Below are 22007 nucleotides of genomic sequence, written 5' to 3' on the forward strand. Positions count from 1 at the left end.
CCCCATGCAACAAGAGAACCGTCTTCCTTGAGTGCCGCGTTGTGATAACGTCCTGCGGATACCTGTTTAAAATCGCCTCCTAAGAGGATATTTAATGCCCCATAGGTATTATCTCCCCACCCGACAAATTCTCCCGCTTCTGCAGAAACCGGTATTATTAACAGAATACTGATCAGGACAAACGAAGCCAATAATCCTATTTTGGGTATCTGAAAAACCATGAATTTCTTCCTCAAAATATTCACCCCGATATCTCACCGGGAAAATATTTTATATTGCACAATATAACTCTATGCAATGCGATCTATTTTTATATATATATTAATATAAAACCATTTATTAACGGTACCTTCAGGAACCGCCCTGCCAATCGTTGTCCCATCATCAACGAACCCGACGGACAGCAGTCCTGGCCGGAGGGATCGGACTGTACCGAGACGAAGAAAAACGTGAATATAGTGCGAGACACCTTTTCATAGATAGGAGTCAGGCATCGATTCGGGGGACGGGTGAGAGAGTATGAGAGACGAGGATGACAGGCCGGATTTCGGAACCGGGCCGGAAAGGGATGACGACCGCGGAGTGCAGCCACCGGCCGTCTGCCGGATGACCGTCCGCCCCGGCGGTGGCGTGATCGAGTGGACGGTCCGGCCCGGCGACACCTATGAGGGTGCCCTGCTCGCACACTGCATTATCCCCGATACGGTGCTGATCTTTTTCAAGGGCACGAGCCTCCCGCAGGACAAGCCGATAATGGAGCCAGACGTTGAAATCGTGCTCACCTGCTCCCGCGGGTGAGAATTGGGTTTTTCCGGAAGCGCAAGCCAGCCGCAGATCGTGATCGGTACGCGCAGGTGAGATCCCGTTTTTCAGGATACGGTGCCTAAAAAACAGGCCGAAATTGTTACCGGCAGGCTGAAAGGACCCTTTTCGGAAAAAATAAAATAAAAAAATCCGGGTGCGCAGTCCCGGAAAAAATTGGGAGTATCTTCTTTTCCCGGCGATCACATCTTGGGCGCCCGGGACTGGGTGATCATCATGTCGTCGACACGGACGAGCATGGATGCCGCCTCGGCGCCGCTCTGCACTGCCTGGCGCTTGACGCGAAGCGGTTCGATGACGCCCGCCTTGTACATATCGGTTACTTTGCCGGTGAACACGTCGATCCCCGCGTATTTCTTGCCGGCGGAGTGGGCCTTCTTGAGCTCGACGAGAACGTCGATCGGGTCAAGGCCGGAGTTTTCGGCAAGAGTCCGGGGAATTGAATCAAAAATTCTGCCGAACGCCTCGATTGCGAGCTGGGTCCGACCGCCGATCGTTGACGCGTAGTCACGGATCTGCATCGAGAGTTCCGTGTCGATTGCACCGCCGCCGATGATATACTTCCCGTCCTCAAGGGCGTCCTGCACCACACGCTGTGCATCGTAGACGGCACGCTCGAGCTCGTCGATCAGCACCTGGCTCCCTCCCTTCAGGAGGATGCTCACGGTCTTCGGGTTTTCGCAGCCTGACACCTTCGTGATCTTGATCTCCTTCATCTCCTCGATCATGCTGGCGGTGCCGAGCATCCCGTTATCGACGTCGTCGGGCTTGTTGACGATCGTGCCGCCGACCGCCTTAGCGAGCGCCTTCATATCCGCCTCGGGAACGTCCTGGATTGCAAAGATGCCCTGCTTTGCGAGATAATACTGCACGGGATCGGAGATGCCCTTCTGGCAGAAGACTGCGTTCGCACCCGTTGCGCGGATTTTATCGGCGAGGCCTTTCAGCGCCTCCTGCTCCTGCTCGGAGAATGCATGCATCTGCTCCGAGGAGGTGATCTTGATCTTGGACTTCACCTGTGTCTTGGAGATCTCAAGCGCCTGTGCAAGGAGGGCGATCTTTGCATTCGCAACCTTTTTTGGCATTGCTTCATCGACACGGGTCTTGTCGATGATGAAACCGGGGACAAGTTCCGCATCGTCGATATGATCACCAATCATCGTCTTGATGTTGATGTCGTCCTCATCGACAACAAAGGTGCCGTCCTCTTTCTTTTCGGCAACCATTGTCACCGCTTCGACGACGATCTCGCTGATTTTATCACGGACGCCCTCGATGGACTTGCCGGTGACGGCGGTCTTCGCCACTTTCAGCAGCAGATCGCGGTCCTCGCCCTTCGAAATGATTGCATTTGCATCAAGGATTGCCAGCGCCTTGTTCATGCCGAGCCGGAACCCGTTCGAGATGACGGTCGGGTGTATCTTCTGCTCGAGCATGCGTTCGGCCTCCTCCATGAGTGCGCCGACAAGGATGCAGGCGGTGGTGGTGCCGTCGCCGACTTCATCGTCCTGCGTCTCCGCGACTTCAACGATCATCTTTGCGCCGGGATGGGATACGGAAAGCTCGTGCAGAATCGTCGCCCCGTCGTTTGTGATGACGACGTCTCCAGACGGTGCGACCAGCATCTTATCCATCCCCCGGGGCCCGAGCGTTGTTCTCACCGCGCTCGCAATGGCTTTTGCTGCCATGATATTGGAACGCTGGGCTTCCTGCCCGCGGGTGCGCTCCACGTTATCGCGTAAAATAATGATGGGCTGTGTTCCAACCATAGGAAATCCTCCGTTCTCTCTTACAGGTGGAATTAAACTTCTATATAAGGGCTTTGATGCATGCCAGCTGAACCGGATAAATCTCCCTGCTATTTCCGGCAACTCCGCGGTGCCTGCCGCCGTGACGCGATGATCGGCAGAATTGTGCCGAGGGAAATATTTAATAGTTGTGACGGTGTCGAATGATTCACAGGCGGAGTTTTTTCGATATGATCCGTGTGCTTCTCGTGGAAAATGATCCCTGCTCTGCGGAACTCCTGGTTCTCTTTCTTGAAAAAACCGGTTCAATTCAGGTTGATACGGCCCTCTCCTCATTTGAGGCCCGCGAACGGATTCAGGCAGCGCGGTATGATGCGGCCGTTCTTGATACGACTGTTATGGCAGGCGATCTCATGCCGTTCATTCGCGACGCACGGTTGTTCTATCCGTCGATCGCCCTTATTCTCCAGAGTAACCGGGGCGACGAACAGGCCGCCCTCCCGGCACTGAGCCTGGGGGCGGATTTCTACCTGTCGAAGGAATGGGACCCTCACATCCGCTATACGAAGCTGCACCATCTCATCTGGCAGGCAGTCCGGCAGCATGCAGCCGAGGAGGCGCTCAGGCAGAGCGAAGAGCGGCACCGGTCTTTCTTTGAAAATTTCAAGGGCATCGCATATGAAATGAAGACTGACGGGACTCCCGTCTTTTTCGAAGGTGCGGTACTGAAGATCACCGGCTATTCGCAGGAGGATTTTCTTCAGGGTGTCATCAGACTCGAGGAGATCGTTTTTCCGGGGGATCGCGCCCTGCTCAACGCTTCGGACGAGAAGATACGGGGATTTCCCTTCTATTCCACCGAGCGGGAATACCGCATTGTGCGTCGTGACGGAAACCTGGCATGGGTGCATGACCAGATCCAGAATATCACCGACCATACCGGAACGCCCGTCTCCATTCAGGGAGTCGTCTTTGATATCACGAAACGAAAAATTGCGGAGGAAACGATCCGGGAGAACCAGGAACGGCTCATGCGCCTCGCAAATGACGTTCACGACATGATTTTCCGGTATGAACTCACTCCGTCACGGAGATTTACTTATATAAGCCCTGCGGCGGCGGCTATTACCGGCTACACCCCGGAAGAATTCTACGCTGATCCGGATCTGGGAAAGAACACGGTCCACCCCGACGACCAGATGCGGTTCCGCTCTGTTTTGCAGGGCAATATCCCGAAAAAGAGGCCCGTACAGCTTCAGCGGATCAAGAAGAACGGGCGGATAATCTGGACCGAAGAGCTCGATGTCCCGGTTTTCAACACGGAAGGGGATCTCATTGCCATTGAGGGCGTGGTCCGGGACATCACCGCCCGCAAACGATCCGAGGATCTGCACCGTGAGAATGAGGAACGCCTCAAGCTTGCCATAGAAGGAGCGGGAATCGGGATCTGGGACCGTGACATGGAAACCGGGGATGAAACGTTTAACCGGCAGTGGGCCGAGCAGCTCGGGTACAGCGAGGAAGAATTCTCAGGTGAGAAGAATTTTTACGAACAGCTCATTCATCCCGATGATCGTGAACGGATCCGGCAGACGACCGAAGATTATCTCCTGGGAAAAATACCGTTTTTCACCGTGGAATACCGCGTCCGGTGTAAGGACGGGCGGTGGAAATGGGTACAGAGCGTCGGAAGGGCACAGTATCGCGCCGGCCACAAACGGCCGTACCGCATGACAGGTATTTTAATGGATATCACCGGGATGTACATGGCACGGGCAGGGCTCGAGGAAGCGAATAAAAAGCTCAATCTCCTTGCCAATATCACCCGCCACGACATCCTCAACAAACTGACGGGGATGTTCGGGTACCTCTACCTTCTCGACGAAATACTTCCTGACGATGAGCGGATGCGCAAGTATTTTGAGCGGATACGATCACTTGCCGATACCATCCAGCGCCAGATATCCTTTACCCGAGATTATCAGGATATGGGTGTGAGAAGCCCCCTCTGGCAGAACGTGGCTGCGATTGTGCGCTTGTCGGCGCTCTCCGTTCCGATGCTTGGCATCACTCTCGAGATTACGACAGGAGCGCTGGAAATCTACGCCGATCCTCTGCTTGAGAAGGTTTTTTTCAATCTTTTAGACAATGCCGTCCGGCATGGGGAGCATGTCACGGGGATTTATGTGAGCTGGGAGCGGCGCGATGACAGCGCTGTGATCATCGTTGAGGATAATGGCGTCGGCGTCCCGGAACCGGAAAAAAAGGATATATTTAAAAGGGGTGTCGGGCGCAACACGGGATTCGGCCTCTTTCTTGTCCGGGAGATCCTCGGCATCACGGGGATGACGATTCGTGAAACCGGCACGGAAGGGAACGGAGCGCGTTTTGAGATCGAAGTGCCCCCGGACGGTTTTCGGCTGGAACCGGCATCCACGGAGGGGGGTCAGTCCCCCTCAGGAGAGTTCAGTCAATCCGCGACACCTTAAACAGCGCACAGACCGGCACGCCATCCACGTCACGGAGGTTGCGTTTGTCGAAGATAACGGAGATCCCGACGGGGTAGGCACCGTGGGTATGCAGGAAGTCGACGATCTCCCGCATCGTATTGCCGCTCGTGATCACGTCGTCGACGATGAGGCAGCGCTCCCCCGAAACCTTTGAAAAGTTATCGCTCACGGAACCGACCGGTTTGTCGCCCGGAGCATGCTTTTTCGGGTAGTACATGGTAAACCGCAGGTCCATCTCCGCGGCGATGAGTGTTGCGAGAGGAATGCCCGACTGCGCCACACCGATGACGACGGTCGGTAATTCGGGTTCCTCCGCACCTCCCTGCGGGGAACTGCACGCGTGGTACCACCGTGTGAACATCATCGTGGCGATGCTCCTGAGCATATCGGCGTGGGAACTGACACCGGACCAGTCGATATGGATGTCTTTGGGCACCTCCGAACCTTTTTTCTGGGTGAGCAGCCAGGTGATCGTCTCCATCGAGAGCGAAAGTTCATCGGCGATCTGGCTCGGGCTGTGGCCTTTTGCCTGAAGCATTCTGGCTTTCGCGATCAACTCTTCGAGGGATGACATGCGGAAGAGGTTTGCCACCATCTATTTAAGCCTTCTTTTTATCTGCGCTCCACAGAATTCACATGTCCCTTCATTTTTAAAATAGCGGCCGCATCCGCTGCAGCGGTACCGCCACTGCCGTGGTTTCGCCCGGCGCTGCAGGATCGGCTGCACAGGAACGTTCATGCGCATCGCCACATTCTGAAGCGCGAAATCGTCCGTGGAGACGGTGGCGCCAAGGTCGATCGCGAGAGCAATAACGCCGATATCGGTCTCCGAAAGCACGGGTGCATCACCCGTCCGCACCGCCTCCGCCCGCACGTCGGCAACCGTTCCGGGGGCGGGCTCCCTGACCTGCAGGCCCGCTGCACGCAGTGTCTCGAACCGGCATTTTGACGCGAGATCCTTCAGTTCGGCGGCGACATCCGGGGTGGTATACAGGGGTCCGGTAAGAGGGACATCCGTAAAAAAAGCCGATGCATCGAGAACAATACTCATGCAGCTATCTCCCAGATGCCGCCCGCTCTCTCCCTGAGGGAGATGTCGTGCCCGAAGGCTGCCGAAAGCCGGCACATGGTCTTCGTATGATCCGTCGGCCGGGCGGTTGTGATGTGCCCTCCCGCCGACGCGAGAATAATGACAAGCTGATCCGCAAGGTGCCGGTCGGTCGCACCCGGCTCCGCGCAGGCATCCAGAAATGCGTCGGCAGCGTCGGTTCCCACGGCTTCCGCCGGGTAGCCGCGGCGGCCAAGGGCGATGCCTCCTTTTCTTCCCGCGACAACCGTGCAGGAACTCCCCGGAGAGGGGCCGTCACGCGTATCGATGATGCAGGCCGGATGCAGCTCGGAGAGCCGGCGTGCGGCTGCGGCTGCCTGCCGCCGGGCGACGTGGGCCGGCAGGCGCGAGGAGCAGGAGAAGATACGGACGGGAGCGGACGGGGTGTCCGGCGTCAGCGGCCGGAGGTGTGTTTTCCTGACATGAACCGTCACCCGCCCCCCGCCACGCGGGTAATATCCCCGTTCGTGCACCTCGACGGATATCCCGGCCCCGTAACGGCGGAGTGTCTCGCAGAAGACGGCATCGAAGTACTCAATCGTCGGGCTCTTCTGTACCTCCGTTCCACCGGTGACCGTGATTCGGCCCCCCGAGGCAAGTGCGACGGGCACCCATGCCTGCAGGACAAGGGCGATGCTGCCCGCCGTGCCGACATCGATGACAAGATCCTGCCCGGTGAGCTCATGCGGGGTAAAGACGAGGTCCGTGCTTCCGGGAACGAGGTTCGTGCATTCGGCCCCGCATACCCCGGCCACTGCCCGTACGGCTGCGATATGCTGGGGGGCAAGGCCGGGATTCTGACGGTTTTTCCGGATATTGATTATCTCGACGGGTACTCCCTCAAGGGCCGAGAACGCCACCGCTCCGCGGATGATCTGGCCGCCCCCTTCCAGGTATGACCCGTCTATCCTGATCATGATATCAGGAGTTCCGCGGCAATACGTTCTGCGGCGGAGAAACCGCTGGATGCGGATTCGATGGTATCGCTCGCCGTAACCGACCGGACACCCGCATGGCAGAGGCGGGCATACGCTCCGCCCGCCAGTACGCCGTGGACGCAGGCGGCATGGACGGCGGCTGCACCGGCCTCGTACAGCATGCCCGTTGCCGTCGCAAGAGTGCCGCCTGTCGAGATGATGTCGTCCACGATCACGACCTCCCGGCCCGCCGCCGCGATGCTCTTCGGCTCGATACGGACCCGGTCACCGGAGAGCCGGGTCTTTGCAAGCTCGTCGCAGTCCCAGCCGCCCGTTGCTGCGATTGCTCCCGCGAATGCCGCCGCACCGCCGTCAGGTGCCAGAATGAGGGGATTCGTGAATCCCGTCGTCCCGAGAAATGCCCCGATGTCGGGAGCGAGGGAGACTGATACGGCCGGTACGTCGAAATGGGAGAGCACGGAATCCTCGTGGATATTTACGGTTATCACGCGGTCGACGCCGCGGCTGAGCGCCCGTGCGATCGCCCGTGCACTGACGGGCTCCCCGGGATTGAACTGTTTGTCCTGCCGGGCGTAGCCCATATACGGAATGACCAGCGTTGTCCTGGCGTCAGCGCATGCATCGATGAGCAGCAGGAGTTCGACGAACGAATCGCTGTCGACAATGCTTCCCACAACCACCATCTCCATATCGAGCCCTCCCGCCCGGACATATAGCTCTCCGTCGGGGAAACGGGCGAAACGTGCGTCAGTGATATCGGCTCCCAGGGCTGCGGCGAGGCGGCTTCCGAGAATCTGGGATTTTTCCGTGCATATTACTTTCATTTGCATTACCTTTTCTAGAAAGTACTTAAAGTATCAGGAATGATTTATTAAAGAACTATTCGTGAAGAGAGGTAAATCCGCTCATGGTAAATTCAGATGATACGGTTCACGATACCACAATAACGAATCAGGATGAGCCCGAATTCGAGGAAATCGTCCTCGATGATCTGGAGATAGATACATCCTCCGATATCGATATCCCCACGAGTTTGATCGATCAGGTGATAGGACAGGAGCATGCCGTCGAGGTGATAAAAAAGGCGGCGGTGCAGCGGCGGCACGTGATGATGATCGGGACACCCGGCACCGGCAAATCCATGCTTGCAAAGGCAATGGCGGAGCTCCTCCCCAAAGAGGAGATGCAGGATATCCTGATCTACCCGAATTCAGAGGATTCGAATACACCGATTGTACGGACCGTCAAGGCGGGCCGCGGTAAAGAGATTGTGGCGGCACATAAAAACGAGGTCCGGAAACGGATGCAGATGAGAAACACCCTCATCATGCTCCTGATCTTCGGTATTGTGGGGTACGCCTTCATCACGATGCAGTGGCTGATGGGCATCATCGCGGCCGCGTTCGTCTTCATGGCACTGAAGTATTCGACACCCCGCGAAGAGGCGATGGTTCCCAAACTGCTCATATCCAACGACGGCAAGGCAACGGCGCCGTTTATCGACGGCACGGGTTCGCATGCGGGTGCCCTGCTCGGGGACGTGCGCCATGATCCTTTCCAGAGCGGCGGTCTGGAAACACCCTCGCACGACCGTGTCGAGGCAGGGGCGATTCACAAGGCGCACAAAGGCGTGCTCTTTATCGACGAGATCAACACCCTCACCCCCCACTCTCAGCAGAACCTCCTCACGGCACTTCAGGAAGGCGAATTCCCGATCACCGGACAGAGCGAGCGTTCGAGCGGTGCCATGGTCAGGACGGAGCCCGTACCGTGCCGTTTCGTGATGATTGCGGCAGGGAATCTGGATGCGATGCAGGGCATGCACCCCGCACTCCGCTCCCGTATCCGCGGGTACGGGTATGAAGTCTACATGAAAGAGACGATGGAGGATACGCCCGACAACCGCAGGAAGTTCATCAGGTTCATCGCGCAGGAAGTCAAAAACGACGGAAAAATCCCGCATTTCAACAGGAGTGCGATAGAGGAGATCATACGCGAGGGGCTCAGGCGCAGCAACCGGAAGGGCCACCTGACCCTGAAACTTCGTGACATGGGCGGGCTGATCCGTGTCGCAGGCGACCTCGCACGGCAGCAGGGTGCCGACGTCACGACCGCGGAGCACGTGATCGGGGCCAAGGAGATGGCACGCTCCATCGAGGATCAGGTATCGGACGAGTACATCCGGCGCAGCCGCGAGTATGAACTGACCGTGATTGAAGGCACGTCCATCGGTCGGGTGAACGGCCTCGCGGTCATGGGCACCGACTCGGGCTCGGTACTCCCCATCATGGCGGAAGTCACGCCCACGCAGGGTGCGACGGGCACCGTGATTGCGACCGGGATGCTCAAGGAGATCGCCCAGGAATCCATCAAAAACGTGAGCGCCATCATAAAGAAATTCACGGGAAAAGACATCAAAAACCTCGATGTCCACATCCAGTTCATCGGCACCTACGGTGGTGTCGAGGGTGATTCGGCATCCATCAGTGTGGCGACTGCGGTAATCAGCGCTGTCGAGGGCATTCCCGTTCGGCAGGACATCGCCATGACGGGGTCGCTCTCCGTCCGCGGCAACGTCCTTCCCGTGGGCGGCGTCACCTATAAGATCGAGGCTGCCGCCAAGGCGGGGATTAAAAAAGTCATTATCCCGTATGCCAACCGCGACGATGTGCTCATCGAAGAGCGGTACCAGTCGCTGGTCGAAGTCGTCCCTGTCGAAACAATCGAGGAAGTGCTCGAGATCGCACTCGTCCCGGAGAACCGGGAGGGCTTCCTCGCAAAAATCCGGAAGATTGCGGAAAAGGCCACTCCCGCTGCGTTTGAGACGACCCTCACAGCCCCTTCGGGGGTATAGGATATGGAGGAGCCGCGGTACTGGGATATCCGGCACGTGGGAGGCGAGACCACCCACATCGATATCGACAACACTGTTGTGGAATCGGCCGGAACCAGCTTTTTTGACAAGGCAGTACTCCGGGTGCTCGCGGGAAAGGGCTGGGGGATCCTCACCATCGACAACTATGCGTCCTGCAGCAAAGCGGATATCGAGGACTGCATCGGGCGTGCGATGAAACTCGCCCGTGTCACCGAGGAAGAGGTCAGGCTCGCCGATGCGCCGTCGGGAATCCTCCCCGTACCGGCACACCGCGAAGATCCCCGTGACGTGTCCCTTGAGGAGAAACGCGATCTTCTTGCCTCGATCGAGGCGGCAGCCCGTATTCCGGGCATTTCGAGCACCCGCGGCAGCTATATCGAAGGGATAAACCGGGTCGCCTTCCTTGACAGCAGCGGTCAGGAGTACAGGTACGAGATCTCGCGGTGCGGCTTTTCGGTCCTCGCGATCGCCCGGAAAGGCGACCTGATGCAGATGGGGCGCGAAAGCGAGCACACGATTAGCGGGCTGAACCTCCGGCACCGCGAGGCGATGGGGCTGGAGGCTGCCGAGCGGGCGGTCGCCCTCCTCGATGCACGGCCCGCGACAGGAGGGCGCATGCACGCGGTTCTTGATCCCGAACTCGCCGGTGTCTTCGCTCACGAAGCCATCGGACATGCAAGCGAGGGCGATCTCGTGAAAGAGGGAAGTTCCGTGATCCGGGGAAAAATCGGGGAGAAGATCGGGAATGAAATCCTCACCATCGTCGACGACCCGACACTCCCTGAATTTGGGTTCGAACCCGTCGATGCCGAGGGCGTAGCGGTCCGGCGGACGGAGATCATCCGGAAGGGCGTCCTCTCAGCCTATCTCCACAACCGCCAGACCCTCGCTGCCGTCGGCGACGGTGTGGCGGGGCATGCCCGTGCAGTGGCGGGCGATTCTCCGATTGTACGGATGAGCAACACCTTCATCGAAAACGGGGATGCATCGCTGGAAGAAGTTCTCGAAGGCTGCGGCACCGGAATTCTCCTGAAAGGCTCGCGCGGCGGACAGGTTGATCCCGGGCGGGGCATATTCCAGTTCAACGCGGAATACGGATACCGTGTCGAAAACGGGGAACTGGGCGCGATGGTGCGGGACGTTTCCCTCTCGGGTGAGATCCTGCACACGCTGCATTCCATCGTACTGTGCGCACAGGACAGGCAGATGCATCAGGGATTCTGCGGAAAAAGCGGACAGAGCGTACCGGTAAGCGACGGGTCCCCTCATATCCTTCTCAAAGACGCGGTGGTGGGTGGTTCCGGTGCGTAATGATCCTGATTCCGGAAGCGTGATCGAGGCAATTCTCCGGGAGGGTGCCCGTCTCGCCGACGAGGTCGAAGTGTTCTTCGGGGAAGGCTCGTCCGTCTCCGCCGACCTGAAACAGACGATTGTGGGAGAAGCTCACCTCTCACGGTCGTGGGGGCTGGGTATCAGGACAGTCAGCGGCGGCCGCATCGGGATCTCGAGCACGAACGATCCGGAAAAATGGCGCGAATGCCTCGGAGCCGCAATTGCGGGAGGCAGGCTCGCTACGCCGCAGGAATGGCACGGTCTGCCGGCCCCGGCGCACCTCGAAGGCGGCGTGCCGGTCTTCGATCCGGCGGTCCGTGTCGAGATCGAACCGGCCCGCGACATGCTCCGGGGGTTGCTTGCCGGTGCGGCCACCTACCCTGCCGATGTGGTCGGCGGGTCGGCAGCCCTGTCACGAGCCTCCCTGACCCTAGCAAACAGTGCCGGCGTGTGGTATTCGATGGAAAAGACCGGTGTCGGCATATCGCTCGAGGCAATCTCGGGCACGTCGACGGGCTATGAATTCGACCGGTCGTGTTTCCTCGATGTCGATCCCGTTGATGTGGGGAAGCAGGCAGCCTTTTATGCAGCGAAATCGGTGGGCGGCACCGACATTGCGACCGGCACCCACGATGTTATTCTCTCTCCCGTCGCTCTCTCCCAGCTCCTCGGGCACGTCCTTGTCCCGGCGCTCTCGGGAAAGAATGTTCATGCAGGCAGGTCGTTTCTCGCCGGCCGCCTCGGTGAGCAGGTGATCGGGGAAACACTATCCGTCAGTGACGATCCGCATGCACGGGGACTCGGGAGCACGCTCTGGGATGCGGAAGGCGTCCCCACACGGCGTCTCGAATTTATCAAAGACGGTGTGCTGTCCGGCTTTGCGTACGACCTGAAAACAGCGTACCGGTACGGCAAAGAGACGACGGGCTCCGCCGTCCGCGGCGGTGCGGGCGGTTCGCCGGCCATCGGGGTGCGGAATGTTCTGCTGGAAGGGCCGCGGTGTGAGATTGCGGAAGAACGTGCGATCTTTGCACATGATCTCGTGGGTGCCCACACCGCGAACCCGATCACGGGTGACTTCTCCGTCGAGCTCTCGAATGCATTCTGGATGGAAGGCGGCGCCTTCGACACGCCGATACGGTCCGCCATGCTCGCCGGGAACGTCTTCGAGATGCTCGGCCGTGTCGACGGCCTCGGCCGCGAGAACCGGATTGTCGGAACGATGATCCTTCCCCCGGTAAGATTCAAGAGCATGCAGATCATTGGTAAGTAGGATGATAGAAGCAATCCTGACCATCATTGTGGCCATCGCGGTGGCGGCGGGGATATATTATTTCCTGAAGAAGGCGTCCACGCTCATCATCAATTCGATTATCGGTCTTGTCACCCTCTTCCTGCTCAACCAGTTTGATTTTCTGGGCATCGGGCAGATCCCGATCACATGGGCGACGGTGATTGTCTGTGCTCTTGGCGGGCTGCCGGGTGCCGTACTGGTGGTTATCCTCCACCTGGTCGGTATATCGATATAATGGCCGGGGGATCGTGTGAGTCCCGGTTCCATGCGTGAGCGGGCGATTTCGCCCGAATCCGGCGCGGAAATTTCCGATGAACAACACCTATATAGCATGTGCGGCTAACAGAGGAGGTGGTGATGGACCATGTGTACGACTGGCGGCGCGTCCAACGTGGACTTTGAGAGTAACGACGAGGATATTGAAAGGCAGATGAAAGGGAAAGGTCCGAAGAGGTTCCGCTGCAATGAATGCGCTATCGCGTTTACCAGCAAATTTCCCGAATGTCCTGCATGCGGTTCACATGATGTCGTTCCGCTATGAATATTCCACTTTTTCGTGATCTGCTTCTCATTGAAGGCGGCCATTCGTTTATTTTAGTCGGCAGAGTCAACGAGGGCTTTATCCTTCATCTGGAAACCCTCCGTGCCGAGATCGATCAGCCTCTCGCTCCCGATGACGTGGTTGTGGTTTCTGCACCGGAAGGCGGCCCTGTTCGTCTGGCGATCATGCTCCTTGAAATTGTCCGTACCTATCACATGCCCCTTGTTGTTCTCCCCCGTGATCACCCTGGGTCGCCGCATATCAGGATGGTCGTTTCGGCAGGGCCCGAAGTGGTCGGAAACTGTACAATAAGGCGGGGAACCCACCCCGAACAGCACCTGATCTGCACATCTGAGGAGCTGGCAGGAATCCGCATCAGAGGTGTATCGGGAGGCGTTACGGTCGAAGGTTTTCCAGAGGAAATCTCGTTTTTGCATCTGGATGCAGACTGAGCGAATATGAAAATAACAACACATATTAACCATCCTTATCATGAGTTATTGTATTGCCGTGAGAGGAGGGTTGGATGAAGACTGAGGTCCTACAGAGTATCAAAAAGGCAGAAGAAGAGTACAAATCAATGATCAGCGCTGCTGAGGAAGAGAAGAAACGCAGCATTGCGAGTGCGGAACAGGAGGCCGATCAGCTCGTCCAGAAAGCAAAGCTGGATGTAGAGGATTACCGGAAGAAGTGCCTCGCCGATGCCCGAAATGATGCAGCGCAGAAGTTTGAAGAAACCCTCAAAAAGGGTGAGCAGGGTACAGCCGCCATGAGATCCGCAGCAGTCGGGAATCTCAGCAGAGCGGTTGAATTACTTGTAGAACGGTTCAAGGGGCAGCTGAATGTTTAAGGCTCGACCGATGAGCCGGCTATTGATAGCCGCCTCAAAGGAACAGCTTGAGCCCGTGATCCGTGAGTTGTACCGTCGTCAAATCTTTCATATCGAGGATTTTGTCGAGCAGAAAGAGGAAGGGTACGAGGGTTTCAGAATCGGCATGCCGCTCCCCGGAGCCGGCACCGTGTCGAGTGAAGTTCTTCGCGTACGGTCGGTTGTGAGCTCAGCGGGTATCGATCGGGCAGGTGTCGAACCGACAGCCCGTATTTCCGTGAGCACGCTGCGTTCGCGTATTGACCGAGATCTTCCTGGGATTGAAACAGAAATCCAGAATCTCAACGCGAATAAAATGAAGCTCGAAACGACCCTGCGGGAATACGGGCAGAAGATCCGTGATCTTCAGCCGTTTGTTGCCGTGCCCCTTCCCATGGAACTGTATCGGGGATATGAACGCTTTTTCGTATTCGCCGGGCACATCCTGGCGGATGTAATGCTGAGCGTTCCCCATGAAAAGTACTTTACCGATACCGTTCCCGGGAATTTCCTGGTGGCAGTCGTGCCGCTGGAGACGAAGGACGAGGTGGAGCGAACGCTCCTCGAAGCCCGTTTCCAGGCGGTGGCGGTTCCGGAAGAGACGGGATATCCCGCCGACCGGATTGCCTGGTACACAGCGGAAATTACACGGCTCGAGGCTGAGATCACCGGTCTTGCGGACCGTCTGGCAGCACAGAAAGAAGCGAATTCTGCGTTCCTGGTGGCATGCGACGAACTACTCACGGCAGAAGTTGAGCAGACGGAAGTACCGTTGCGGTTCGCCACCACCGATGAAGCGTTTGTCGCGGAGGGCTGGGTACTGTCAGAAGATATTCCGGGCCTTACCGAAGCGCTCCGGAAGGCGACAGACGGGAAGGTTTTCATTTCGGAATTGGAGATCGACTACGATCGGGACACCGTCCCCGTCGAGTACGATAATCCGTCGTTCTCCCGCCCGACAGAAATTCTTATGGATGCGTATTCCCGTCCGCGATATCGCGAACTCGATCCGACGCTGATGGTCTCCATCGTGTTTCCCATCTTTTTCGGGCTGATTCTCGGGGATGTCGCCTATGGTCTTATCCTGCTTGTGATGAGTATCGGCCTTCGGAAATTCCTGAAGGGCGATGCCGCAGGAAGGTTGCTTGACACGCTCAGGAACGCAAGTATTTCAAGTATTTTCTTTGGTATCCTGTATAGCGAATTCATCGGATTTGCACTACCCTGGCCGCCGATTATCTTCAGCCGCCATCTTAATATCGGCGGTCATGGAGGAGGCCACGGCCCCCAGGTTGCAGAATTGATGATCATGTCCGTATGGATAGGCATTCTTCACATCTCGCTCGGGCGGATTCTCGGCATGGCGAATGCACGCAGACTGTACCATGGTTCGCATGCAACCAAGGTCTTAATTGCCAATGCCGGCTGGCTCGCCACGATGTGGGGTCTCCTGTTCATGATCTGGTCGATCTTTCCGCTTCCCATTATGCCCGATCTGACCGCTCTCCCGGTTATTGCTGCCGGCCTCAATGTCGCAGCGGTCATAGGGGCGGTCTTCGTCGTGGCAGGCGTTATTGCGATCGCCCAGGAAAATGCACTCGAAGTGGTTGAGCTTCCGACGATCCTCAGCCACCTTCTGTCCTATGCTCGTATTGTAGCAGTCGGACTGTCGTCAGTTGCCATCGCGATGGTCGTGAATTTCATCTCGATCGGCATGCTGATTGAACCACAAATCGAACATCTGACCCCGCTCGGGGTCGTCATCATCATTGCCGGCTTGGTGTTGTTCCTTCTCGGGCACGTACTCAATACGGCACTCGGCCTGCTTGGGGGCGGACTGCACTCAATCAGGTTGCACTATGTTGAGTTCTTCACCAAATTCTACAAAGGTGGGGGACTGAAATACCATCCATTTGGCATGAAAAGAAGATTTACGGAGGATTCATAATGGCAGTTGAAACTATGACACTCGAAGTAGCAGAAGCATCGGCAATGGGACTTAAGGCAGTCGGCGCAGGTCTTGCGGTCGGGCTGACCGGTATTGCTACGGGTATTGCAGAAATGAGCATTGGTGCCGCAGCTGTGGGCGCTACCGCAGAGAACAAGGACATGTTCGGTCTTGCGCTCATCTTTACGGTCATTCCGGAAACGATTGTCATCTTCGGTCTTGTCGTCGCACTCCTGCTGCTGTTCTAGGGAGATCTACAATGGCATTGGATGCTGTCGTCGGTGAGATCAGGGAAAAAGGGCGTAACGAAGCGGAGCGGATCCGGCGCGAAGCAGATACCGAGGTGACAACCATCCTCTCGGCTGCTCAGGAAAAAGCCGAATCCGTTAAACTCTCTGTTCAGGACGAGGTAGAACGCACTACCGGCCGGATCCTCACGCAGGAAGTGGCGGCTGCAAACCTCGTCGTGAAACGCAACACATTGAACGTCCAGAAAGATCTCCTTGATCAGGTATATACAGCCACAGTGGCAGCCATCGCCGATCTGCCAGAGGATTTCCATAAAAAAGCGGTTCGTGAGCTGTGTAAACGTGCAGCCAAGGAACTGTCCGGAGGAGTCATTTACTGCAACGCACGGGACCGGCCCGCGGTGCAGGACGCACTCACGGGGCTGAAGGGCCTTGCCGGATTCACGCTGGGAGACACTGTGGATATTGCTGGTGGAATCATCGCGGAGAGCAAGGACGGGGAACTGCAGCTCGACTTCAGTTACCCGACCTTCCTCTCCGAGGTATGGGAATCAGGTCTGAAGGATGCATCCGATATCCTGTTTCGGTAAGGAGGCCGCTATATGGCCGAAGTAAGTCTGGGACCGGGTCCTTACACCTACGTGTGTACACGGATGCGCGTGCGGAAAGCGAAGCTCCTGCCCCGTGAGGATTATCTCCGGATGCTGAACATGAGCCTTCCCGAAATAACTCGTTTCATTGAGGAAACCGAGTATAAGGCTGAGATTGATGAGCTCTCCCCATCGTTTTCAGGGATTGATCTCGTGGAAGTCGCGCTCAGCTGGAACCTTGCCAAAGAATACCAGAAAATTCTGGAAATCACTCCCGGTGCCCTGCACCAGTTCATGCAGAGCTACCTGCGGAGGTGGGATATCCAGAATTTCCTGACAATCCTGCGCGGGAAGCAGCAGGGTGTCTCCGCGGGGAGAATCAAGGAGGTTCTCATCCCTGCCGGGAAGCTGAACCGGGCGTTTCTGGACCGTCTTCTTGCCGAAGATTCGGTGGAACGGATCGCAGACGCGATGAAGGGAAAACGGCTCTACCCCGTTCTCGAACGGGAACTTCCGGGAGCGCTCGAGACCGGATCGTTTGCACAGCTCGAAAACGAGCTCTACAAGGGATTCTACAACGAACTTTTGATCGACGCGAAATCGGGAGTGAAGGGAGGGTTTGCATTCCTCGCATACATCCGGCTCGAGATCGATTTCATGAATGTTCAGAACCTGTTCCGCCTGAGATCCGGTACCGTCGAAGGAGATATCCGGACCCTGATGATCCCGGGCGGATCGTTTTCGATTGATGAGCTGCAGCGTATCGCCGCCATCGAGAATGCCGGTGATTTTATCGATGCCGTCCAGAAAAAGGGCGGACTCCAATCCGTCACCGGACTTCTGGAGGACATCAGGAACCACCGTCCCATTCATGAGATCGAGATAGAGCTTACCCGCATCATGCTTGCTGAAATGGAGCGCCTCTCGAAGCGGTACCCGTTCTCAATATGCCCGGTTCTCGTGTATCTGGAGAAGAAAAAGTACGAAGTACAGAATCTCAGGTCGCTCGCACGCGGCAAGGAGGCACACCTCCCGACAGAGCGGATCCAGAGTTATCTGGTGGTGTAACCATGGAGATTGCAGTTGTAGGAAACAGCGATTTCATCCTGGGCTTCAGGCTTGCGGGTATCAAACGCACGTATGCTGCCAACCGGGACGAAAAATTTGTCGAGCATATCACCACCATTCTTGGCAGTGATGATATCGGCATTCTCGTTCTGAAGGGAAGCGATATGGAGCGGCTCCCGCCACGGCTCCGCACCACCCTTGAGGAATCGGTACGGCCGACAGTAATAACCATCGGCGGCGAGGAAGGCGGATTGTCGATGAGAGAGAGAATTAAGAGATCAGTGGGTGTTGATCTGTGGAAGTGAAAGGAAGCAACAAAGGAACTCTCAAGCGAATTTCCGGGCCGGTTGTGACAGCAGTCGGCCTTGACGCTCACATGTACGATGTGGTGAGGGTCGGAAACGAGCAGCTGATGGGAGAGGTCATCAAGATCCAGGGTGACAACACGATCATCCAGGTCTATGAGGATACCTCCGGTATCCGGCCCGGTGAGCCCGTGGAAAATACGGGGCTGTCGCTTGCAGTTGAGCTCGGCCCCGGGCTGCTGACCAGTATCTACGACGGGATTCAGCGTCCGCTCGAAGTGCTCATGGAGAAGATGGGCGATTTCATCGAGCGCGGTGTTTCGGCACCCGGCCTGTCGCACGAGAAAAAATGGGACTTTGTGCCCGTGAAAAAGAGCGGAGACGAGGTCGAACCGGGCACCATCATCGGCGAGGTGCAGGAGACCAACATCATGCACCGCATTATGGTGCCCCCGAACGTGAATGCCGGGAAGATCAAAGAGATCAAGCAGGGCAGTTTCACGGTCGAGGAGACGGTCTGTATCCTTGAGGACGGCACGGAACTGCAGATGATGCACAAGTGGCCCGTCCGGGTGCCCCGCCCCGTCACCGAGAAGAAGAACCCTGATATCCCCCTCATCACGGGGCAGCGTATTCTCGACGGCCTCTTCCCGATTGCGAAGGGCGGCACTGCAGCCATTCCGGGCCCCTTCGGGAGCGGTAAGACGGTAACGCAGCAGGCGCTTGCCAAGTGGTCCGACGCTGAGATCGTGGTCTATATCGGTTGCGGTGAACGCGGCAACGAGATGACCGAAGTGCTGACCGAGTTCCCTGAGCTTGAGGACCCGAAGACCGGCAAACCGCTCATGGAGCGGACGGTGCTGATCGCCAACACCTCCAATATGCCGGTTGCGGCCCGTGAGGCATCGGTATATACCGGTATTACGATCGCCGAGTACTTCCGTGACATGGGCTATGATGTATCGCTCATGGCAGACTCCACATCGCGGTGGGCCGAGGCAATGCGTGAGATCTCGTCCCGTCTTGAGGAGATGCCCGGCGAAGAGGGGTACCCTGCGTACCTTGCCGCCCGTCTCTCCGAGTTCTACGAGCGTGCGGGACGTGTCGAGGCCCTGAACGGCGAATCGGGATCCGTGACGGTCATCGGGGCTGTCTCCCCGCCGGGCGGTGACTTCTCCGAGCCTGTTACGCAGAATACGCTCCGTATCGTGAAGGTCTTCTGGGCACTTGACGCGAAGCTCTCGCAACGGCGCCACTTCCCGGCCATCAACTGGCTCGACTCGTACTCTCTCTATCTCGACACACTCCACGACTGGTATGACGAGAACGTCTCGCCCGAGTGGAACATCGTCCGGTCATGGGCGATGGAAGTGCTCCAGAAAGAGTCGGAGCTGCAGGAGATCGTGCAGCTGGTGGGCTCCGACGCCCTCCCTGACGAGGAGCAGGTAACCATCGAGGTGGCACGCATGCTCCGTGAGATCTTCCTTCAGCAGAATGCCTTCGATCCGGTGGATACGTTCTGTGACATGGAGAAGCAGTACGATATCCTGAAGACGATCCGCACGTTCGCCACCCTTGCCTACGGCGCCCAGAAAGTGGGCGTGCCGACGGCACAGGTCATCGGCATCAAGGCGAAGAACGACATGCCGCAGATAAAGTTCACGAAGGACTACAAGGCTGACCTTGAAAAGATCGTCGTGAACATGGAAGCCGAATTCAAGGCATTGAGGGAGGCCTGAAGCATGAAAGAGTACAGAACGATTACCCAGGTTGCAGGACCTCTGCTCTTCGTCGAAAAGACGGAGCCGGTTGCGTACGGCGAACTGGTCAATATCGTGCAGGCGGACGGGACGATGAAGCGCGGCCAGGTGCTTGACACGAGCGACGAGATCGTCGTCGTGCAGGTCTTTGAAGATACCCGCGGTATCGGAAGGGACAGCGGCATCCGGTTTACCGGCGAGACGATCAAGATGCCCGTGGGACGCGAGATGCTCGGCCGTATCCTCTCCGGCGGCGGCAAGCCGAAGGACGGTGGGCCCGACATCGTGCCCGAGAAGCGTATCGACGTCATCGGAGCTGCAATCAATCCCTATGCCCGGTCGTCCCCCGACCAGTTCATCCAGACCGGCATCTCGACCATCGACGCAACGAACACGCTCGTCCGGGGACAGAAGCTCCCGATCTTCTCGGGGTCCGGTCTTCCGCACAACGAGATCGCTCTCCAGATCGCCCGCCAGGCGAAAGTGCCCGGCAGCGAGGAGGAGTTTGCGGTGGTCTTTGCCGCGATGGGCATTACGAAGGAAGAGGAGAACCAGTTTATGGCCGACTTCGAGCGCACGGGAGCGCTCGAGCACGCGGTCGTGTTCCTCAACCTCGCCGACGATCCTGCGGTCGAACGTATCATCACCCCGCGTCTCGCACTTACGACTGCCGAATACCTTGCATTCGAACTCGGGTACCATGTGCTTGTCATCCTGACGGACATGACCAATTACTGCGAAGCGCTGCGGCAGATCGGTGCGGCACGTGAGGAAGTGCCGGGCCGTCGCGGGTATCCGGGATACATGTACACCGACCTCGCGTCGATCTACGAGCGTGCCGGCATCATCAAGGGCAAGAAGGGATCAGTCACACAGCTCTCGATCCTGACGATGCCCGGTGACGATATCACCCATCCGATCCCCGACCTCTCCGGGTATATCACGGAAGGCCAGATCGTGGTCAACCGTGAACTGCACCGCAAGGGTATCTACCCGCCGATCAACGTGCTTCCCTCCCTCTCGCGGCTGATGAACCTCGGCATCGGCGAAGGGTATACCCGCGAAGACCACAAGAAGGTCTCCGACCAGCTCTACGCGGGCTATGCGGAAGGCAACGATCTCCGTGGCCTTGTGGCAATCGTCGGAAAGGACGCGCTCTCCGAGCGTGACCGTCTCTTCCTCGAATTTGCGGACCTCTTCGAGGGCCGTTTCGTCCGGCAGGGGCACAACGAGGACCGGTCGATCCAGGAATCACTCGATCTCGGCTGGGAGCTCCTGTCGACACTGCCCGAGGAGCAGCTGGTGCGTATCGACCGTGACCTGATCCACAAGTACCACCCGAAGTACAGAAAGGCGGCAATACCGGAGGCGTGAGGATCCGATGGCGCTGAAAGATGTAAAACCGACGCGGTCCGAGCTGATTGGTCTCAAGAAGAGGATCAAGCTCTCGGAACGCGGGTACAACATTCTGAAAATGAAGCGCGACGGACTGATCCTTGAGTTCTTCAAGGTGCTGGAGGAGGCGAAAGACAGCCGGGGGGCCATGCAGGAACGATATGACCGGGCTGTCGAGATGATCGCGATCGCAAACACCTTCGAAGGCGCAATCGGGGTCAAAGCAGCCGCGATGTCGGTGAAGGAGACCCCGGAGATCACGCTGAATCAGAAGAACATCATGGGCGTTGTGGTCCCGGAGATTGAATCGACCCGCGTGCGAAAGGACCTCAGCGAGCGGGGATACGGCCTTCTGGGCACCTCGGCGGTCATCGACGAGACGGCGACGGCGTTTGAGGAACTGGTCGAGGAGATCATCAAGGCGGCCGAGATCGAAACGACCATGAAGCGCCTGCTCGACGAAATCGAGCACACGAAGCGTCGTGTCAACGCGCTCGAGTTCAAGGTCATCCCCGAACTCACGGAAGCCAGCAACTTCATCAAGATGCGGCTCGACGAGATGGAGCGGGAAGAGCTCTTCCGGCTCAAGAAGATCAAGGCGAAGTCTGCGAAGGCATAAGCCCGATCAGAATTATTTTTTTTAAGCTCCCCCTCTTC

The 22007-nt window shown here is 57.5% G+C and carries 22 protein-coding genes; 15 read left to right on the forward strand and 7 right to left on the reverse strand.

What is annotated here, in order from left to right:
• The 3 genes from APR53_10345 to APR53_10355 all read right to left on the reverse strand — a co-directional run.
• On the reverse strand, positions 1 to 245 hold a 245-nt coding region (locus APR53_10345; protein ID KQC04438.1), incomplete at its 3' end, for a hypothetical protein.
• A 241-nt stretch (positions 246 to 486) separates the two neighbouring features.
• The gene (locus tag APR53_10350; GenBank protein ID KQC04439.1) at positions 487 to 1008 is read right to left on the reverse strand and encodes a hypothetical protein; all 522 of its coding nucleotides are present in this window, start codon (positions 1006 to 1008) and stop codon (positions 487 to 489) included.
• On the reverse strand, positions 1005 to 2591 hold the full coding sequence (locus APR53_10355; GenBank protein ID KQC04440.1) for a thermosome subunit: 1587 nt from the start codon (positions 2589 to 2591) through the stop codon (positions 1005 to 1007). Before APR53_10355 ends, APR53_10350 begins: the two co-directional genes overlap by 4 nt.
• Positions 2592 to 2773: 182 nt before the next feature.
• On the opposite strand from APR53_10355, the gene APR53_10360 reads away from it, so the two are divergent.
• On the forward strand, positions 2774 to 5059 hold the full coding sequence (locus tag APR53_10360) for a hypothetical protein (GenBank protein ID KQC04441.1): 2286 nt from the start codon (positions 2774 to 2776) through the stop codon (positions 5057 to 5059).
• Here APR53_10360 and APR53_10365 read toward each other — a convergent pair.
• The 4 genes from APR53_10365 to APR53_10380 are packed head-to-tail and all read right to left on the reverse strand — an operon-like array spanning position 5037 to position 7950.
• Entirely contained in the window at positions 5037 to 5654 is a 618-nt protein-coding gene (locus tag APR53_10365; protein KQC04496.1) for a PyrE, read from the reverse strand. The two genes, APR53_10360 and APR53_10365, sit on opposite strands and share 23 nt — an antisense overlap.
• 21 nt (positions 5655 to 5675) lie before the next feature.
• Positions 5676 to 6131, reverse strand: a complete 456-nt coding sequence (locus APR53_10370; protein KQC04442.1) for a nucleotide-binding protein — start codon at positions 6129 to 6131, stop codon at positions 5676 to 5678.
• Positions 6128 to 7105, reverse strand: coding sequence for a hypothetical protein (locus APR53_10375; GenBank protein KQC04443.1), 978 nt, complete (start codon positions 7103 to 7105; stop codon positions 6128 to 6130). Before APR53_10375 ends, APR53_10370 begins: the two co-directional genes overlap by 4 nt.
• Positions 7102 to 7950, reverse strand: coding sequence for a ribose-phosphate pyrophosphokinase (locus APR53_10380; GenBank protein ID KQC04444.1), 849 nt, complete (start codon positions 7948 to 7950; stop codon positions 7102 to 7104). Before APR53_10380 ends, APR53_10375 begins: the two co-directional genes overlap by 4 nt.
• 83 nt (positions 7951 to 8033) lie before the next feature.
• On the opposite strand from APR53_10380, the gene APR53_10385 reads away from it, so the two are divergent.
• The 14 genes from APR53_10385 to APR53_10450 all read left to right on the forward strand — a co-directional run bounded on the left by APR53_10385 (position 8034) and on the right by APR53_10450 (position 21969).
• Positions 8034 to 9980, forward strand: a complete 1947-nt coding sequence (locus APR53_10385; GenBank protein ID KQC04445.1) for an ATP-dependent protease Lon — start codon at positions 8034 to 8036, stop codon at positions 9978 to 9980.
• Positions 9981 to 9983: 3 nt separating this feature from the next.
• The gene (locus APR53_10390) at positions 9984 to 11312 is read left to right on the forward strand and encodes a peptidase U62 (protein KQC04446.1); all 1329 of its coding nucleotides are present in this window, start codon (positions 9984 to 9986) and stop codon (positions 11310 to 11312) included.
• 19 nt (positions 11313 to 11331) lie between these two features.
• A complete protein-coding gene (locus tag APR53_10395; protein ID KQC04497.1) occupies positions 11332 to 12606 on the forward strand; it encodes a peptidase U62 in 1275 nt (424 codons plus the stop codon).
• 1 nt (position 12607) lies between these two features.
• Positions 12608 to 12862 (forward strand): hypothetical protein, encoded by a 255-nt coding sequence (locus tag APR53_10400; protein ID KQC04447.1) that lies wholly within the window; start codon positions 12608 to 12610, stop codon positions 12860 to 12862.
• Positions 12863 to 13164: 302 nt separating this feature from the next.
• Positions 13165 to 13620: a hypothetical protein gene (locus tag APR53_10405; GenBank protein KQC04448.1), complete on the forward strand. Its 456-nt coding sequence runs from the start codon at positions 13165 to 13167 to the stop codon at positions 13618 to 13620.
• Between the two features lie 74 nt (positions 13621 to 13694).
• A complete protein-coding gene (locus APR53_10410) occupies positions 13695 to 14018 on the forward strand; it encodes an ATPase (protein KQC04449.1) in 324 nt (107 codons plus the stop codon).
• Positions 14011 to 15984 (forward strand): ATP synthase subunit I, encoded by a 1974-nt coding sequence (locus tag APR53_10415; GenBank protein KQC04450.1) that lies wholly within the window; start codon positions 14011 to 14013, stop codon positions 15982 to 15984. Before APR53_10410 ends, APR53_10415 begins: the two co-directional genes overlap by 8 nt.
• Positions 15984 to 16232, forward strand: coding sequence for an ATPase (locus APR53_10420; GenBank protein KQC04451.1), 249 nt, complete (start codon positions 15984 to 15986; stop codon positions 16230 to 16232). The genes APR53_10415 and APR53_10420 overlap by 1 nt, the downstream gene beginning before the upstream one ends.
• An 11-nt stretch (positions 16233 to 16243) precedes the next feature.
• Positions 16244 to 16822, forward strand: a complete 579-nt coding sequence (locus APR53_10425; GenBank protein ID KQC04452.1) for an ATP synthase subunit E — start codon at positions 16244 to 16246, stop codon at positions 16820 to 16822.
• Positions 16823 to 16834: 12 nt separating this feature from the next.
• Positions 16835 to 17890, forward strand: a complete 1056-nt coding sequence (locus APR53_10430) for an ATP synthase subunit C (GenBank protein KQC04453.1) — start codon at positions 16835 to 16837, stop codon at positions 17888 to 17890.
• Between the two features lie 2 nt (positions 17891 to 17892).
• A complete protein-coding gene (locus tag APR53_10435) occupies positions 17893 to 18195 on the forward strand; it encodes an ATP synthase subunit F (protein KQC04454.1) in 303 nt (100 codons plus the stop codon).
• Positions 18186 to 19934: an ATP synthase subunit A gene (locus APR53_10440; protein KQC04455.1), complete on the forward strand. Its 1749-nt coding sequence runs from the start codon at positions 18186 to 18188 to the stop codon at positions 19932 to 19934. The genes APR53_10435 and APR53_10440 overlap by 10 nt, the downstream gene beginning before the upstream one ends.
• A 3-nt stretch (positions 19935 to 19937) precedes the next feature.
• The gene (locus APR53_10445) at positions 19938 to 21329 is read left to right on the forward strand and encodes an ATP synthase subunit B (GenBank protein KQC04456.1); all 1392 of its coding nucleotides are present in this window, start codon (positions 19938 to 19940) and stop codon (positions 21327 to 21329) included.
• Positions 21330 to 21336: 7 nt separating this feature from the next.
• Positions 21337 to 21969 (forward strand): ATP synthase subunit D, encoded by a 633-nt coding sequence (locus APR53_10450; GenBank protein KQC04457.1) that lies wholly within the window; start codon positions 21337 to 21339, stop codon positions 21967 to 21969.
• Positions 21970 to 22007 lie beyond the last annotated feature (38 nt).

Origin of the sequence: Methanoculleus sp. SDB, from assembly GCA_001412355.1 — an archaeon.
Lineage (GTDB): Archaea > Halobacteriota > Methanomicrobia > Methanomicrobiales > Methanomicrobiaceae > LKUD01.

Excerpts from the sequence above, each read along its gene's own strand:
- APR53_10355 (KQC04440.1), bottom strand. The coding sequence starts at position 2,591 with ATGGTTGGAACACAGCCCATCATTATTTTACGCGATAACGTGGAGCGC.
- APR53_10360 (KQC04441.1), top strand. The coding sequence starts at position 2,774 with ATGATTCACAGGCGGAGTTTTTTCGATATGATCCGTGTGCTTCTCGTG.
- APR53_10365 (KQC04496.1), bottom strand. The coding sequence starts at position 5,654 with ATGTCATCCCTCGAAGAGTTGATCGCGAAAGCCAGAATGCTTCAGGCA.
- APR53_10370 (KQC04442.1), bottom strand. The coding sequence starts at position 6,131 with ATGAGTATTGTTCTCGATGCATCGGCTTTTTTTACGGATGTCCCTCTT.
- APR53_10375 (KQC04443.1), bottom strand. The coding sequence starts at position 7,105 with ATGATCAGGATAGACGGGTCATACCTGGAAGGGGGCGGCCAGATCATC.
- APR53_10380 (KQC04444.1), bottom strand. The coding sequence starts at position 7,950 with ATGAAAGTAATATGCACGGAAAAATCCCAGATTCTCGGAAGCCGCCTC.
- APR53_10385 (KQC04445.1), top strand. The coding sequence starts at position 8,034 with ATGGTAAATTCAGATGATACGGTTCACGATACCACAATAACGAATCAG.
- APR53_10390 (KQC04446.1), top strand. The coding sequence starts at position 9,984 with ATGGAGGAGCCGCGGTACTGGGATATCCGGCACGTGGGAGGCGAGACC.
- APR53_10400 (KQC04447.1), top strand. The coding sequence starts at position 12,608 with ATGATAGAAGCAATCCTGACCATCATTGTGGCCATCGCGGTGGCGGCG.
- APR53_10405 (KQC04448.1), top strand. The coding sequence starts at position 13,165 with ATGAATATTCCACTTTTTCGTGATCTGCTTCTCATTGAAGGCGGCCAT.
- APR53_10410 (KQC04449.1), top strand. The coding sequence starts at position 13,695 with ATGAAGACTGAGGTCCTACAGAGTATCAAAAAGGCAGAAGAAGAGTAC.
- APR53_10415 (KQC04450.1), top strand. The coding sequence starts at position 14,011 with ATGTTTAAGGCTCGACCGATGAGCCGGCTATTGATAGCCGCCTCAAAG.
- APR53_10420 (KQC04451.1), top strand. The coding sequence starts at position 15,984 with ATGGCAGTTGAAACTATGACACTCGAAGTAGCAGAAGCATCGGCAATG.
- APR53_10425 (KQC04452.1), top strand. The coding sequence starts at position 16,244 with ATGGCATTGGATGCTGTCGTCGGTGAGATCAGGGAAAAAGGGCGTAAC.
- APR53_10430 (KQC04453.1), top strand. The coding sequence starts at position 16,835 with ATGGCCGAAGTAAGTCTGGGACCGGGTCCTTACACCTACGTGTGTACA.
- APR53_10435 (KQC04454.1), top strand. The coding sequence starts at position 17,893 with ATGGAGATTGCAGTTGTAGGAAACAGCGATTTCATCCTGGGCTTCAGG.
- APR53_10445 (KQC04456.1), top strand. The coding sequence starts at position 19,938 with ATGAAAGAGTACAGAACGATTACCCAGGTTGCAGGACCTCTGCTCTTC.
- APR53_10450 (KQC04457.1), top strand. The coding sequence starts at position 21,337 with ATGGCGCTGAAAGATGTAAAACCGACGCGGTCCGAGCTGATTGGTCTC.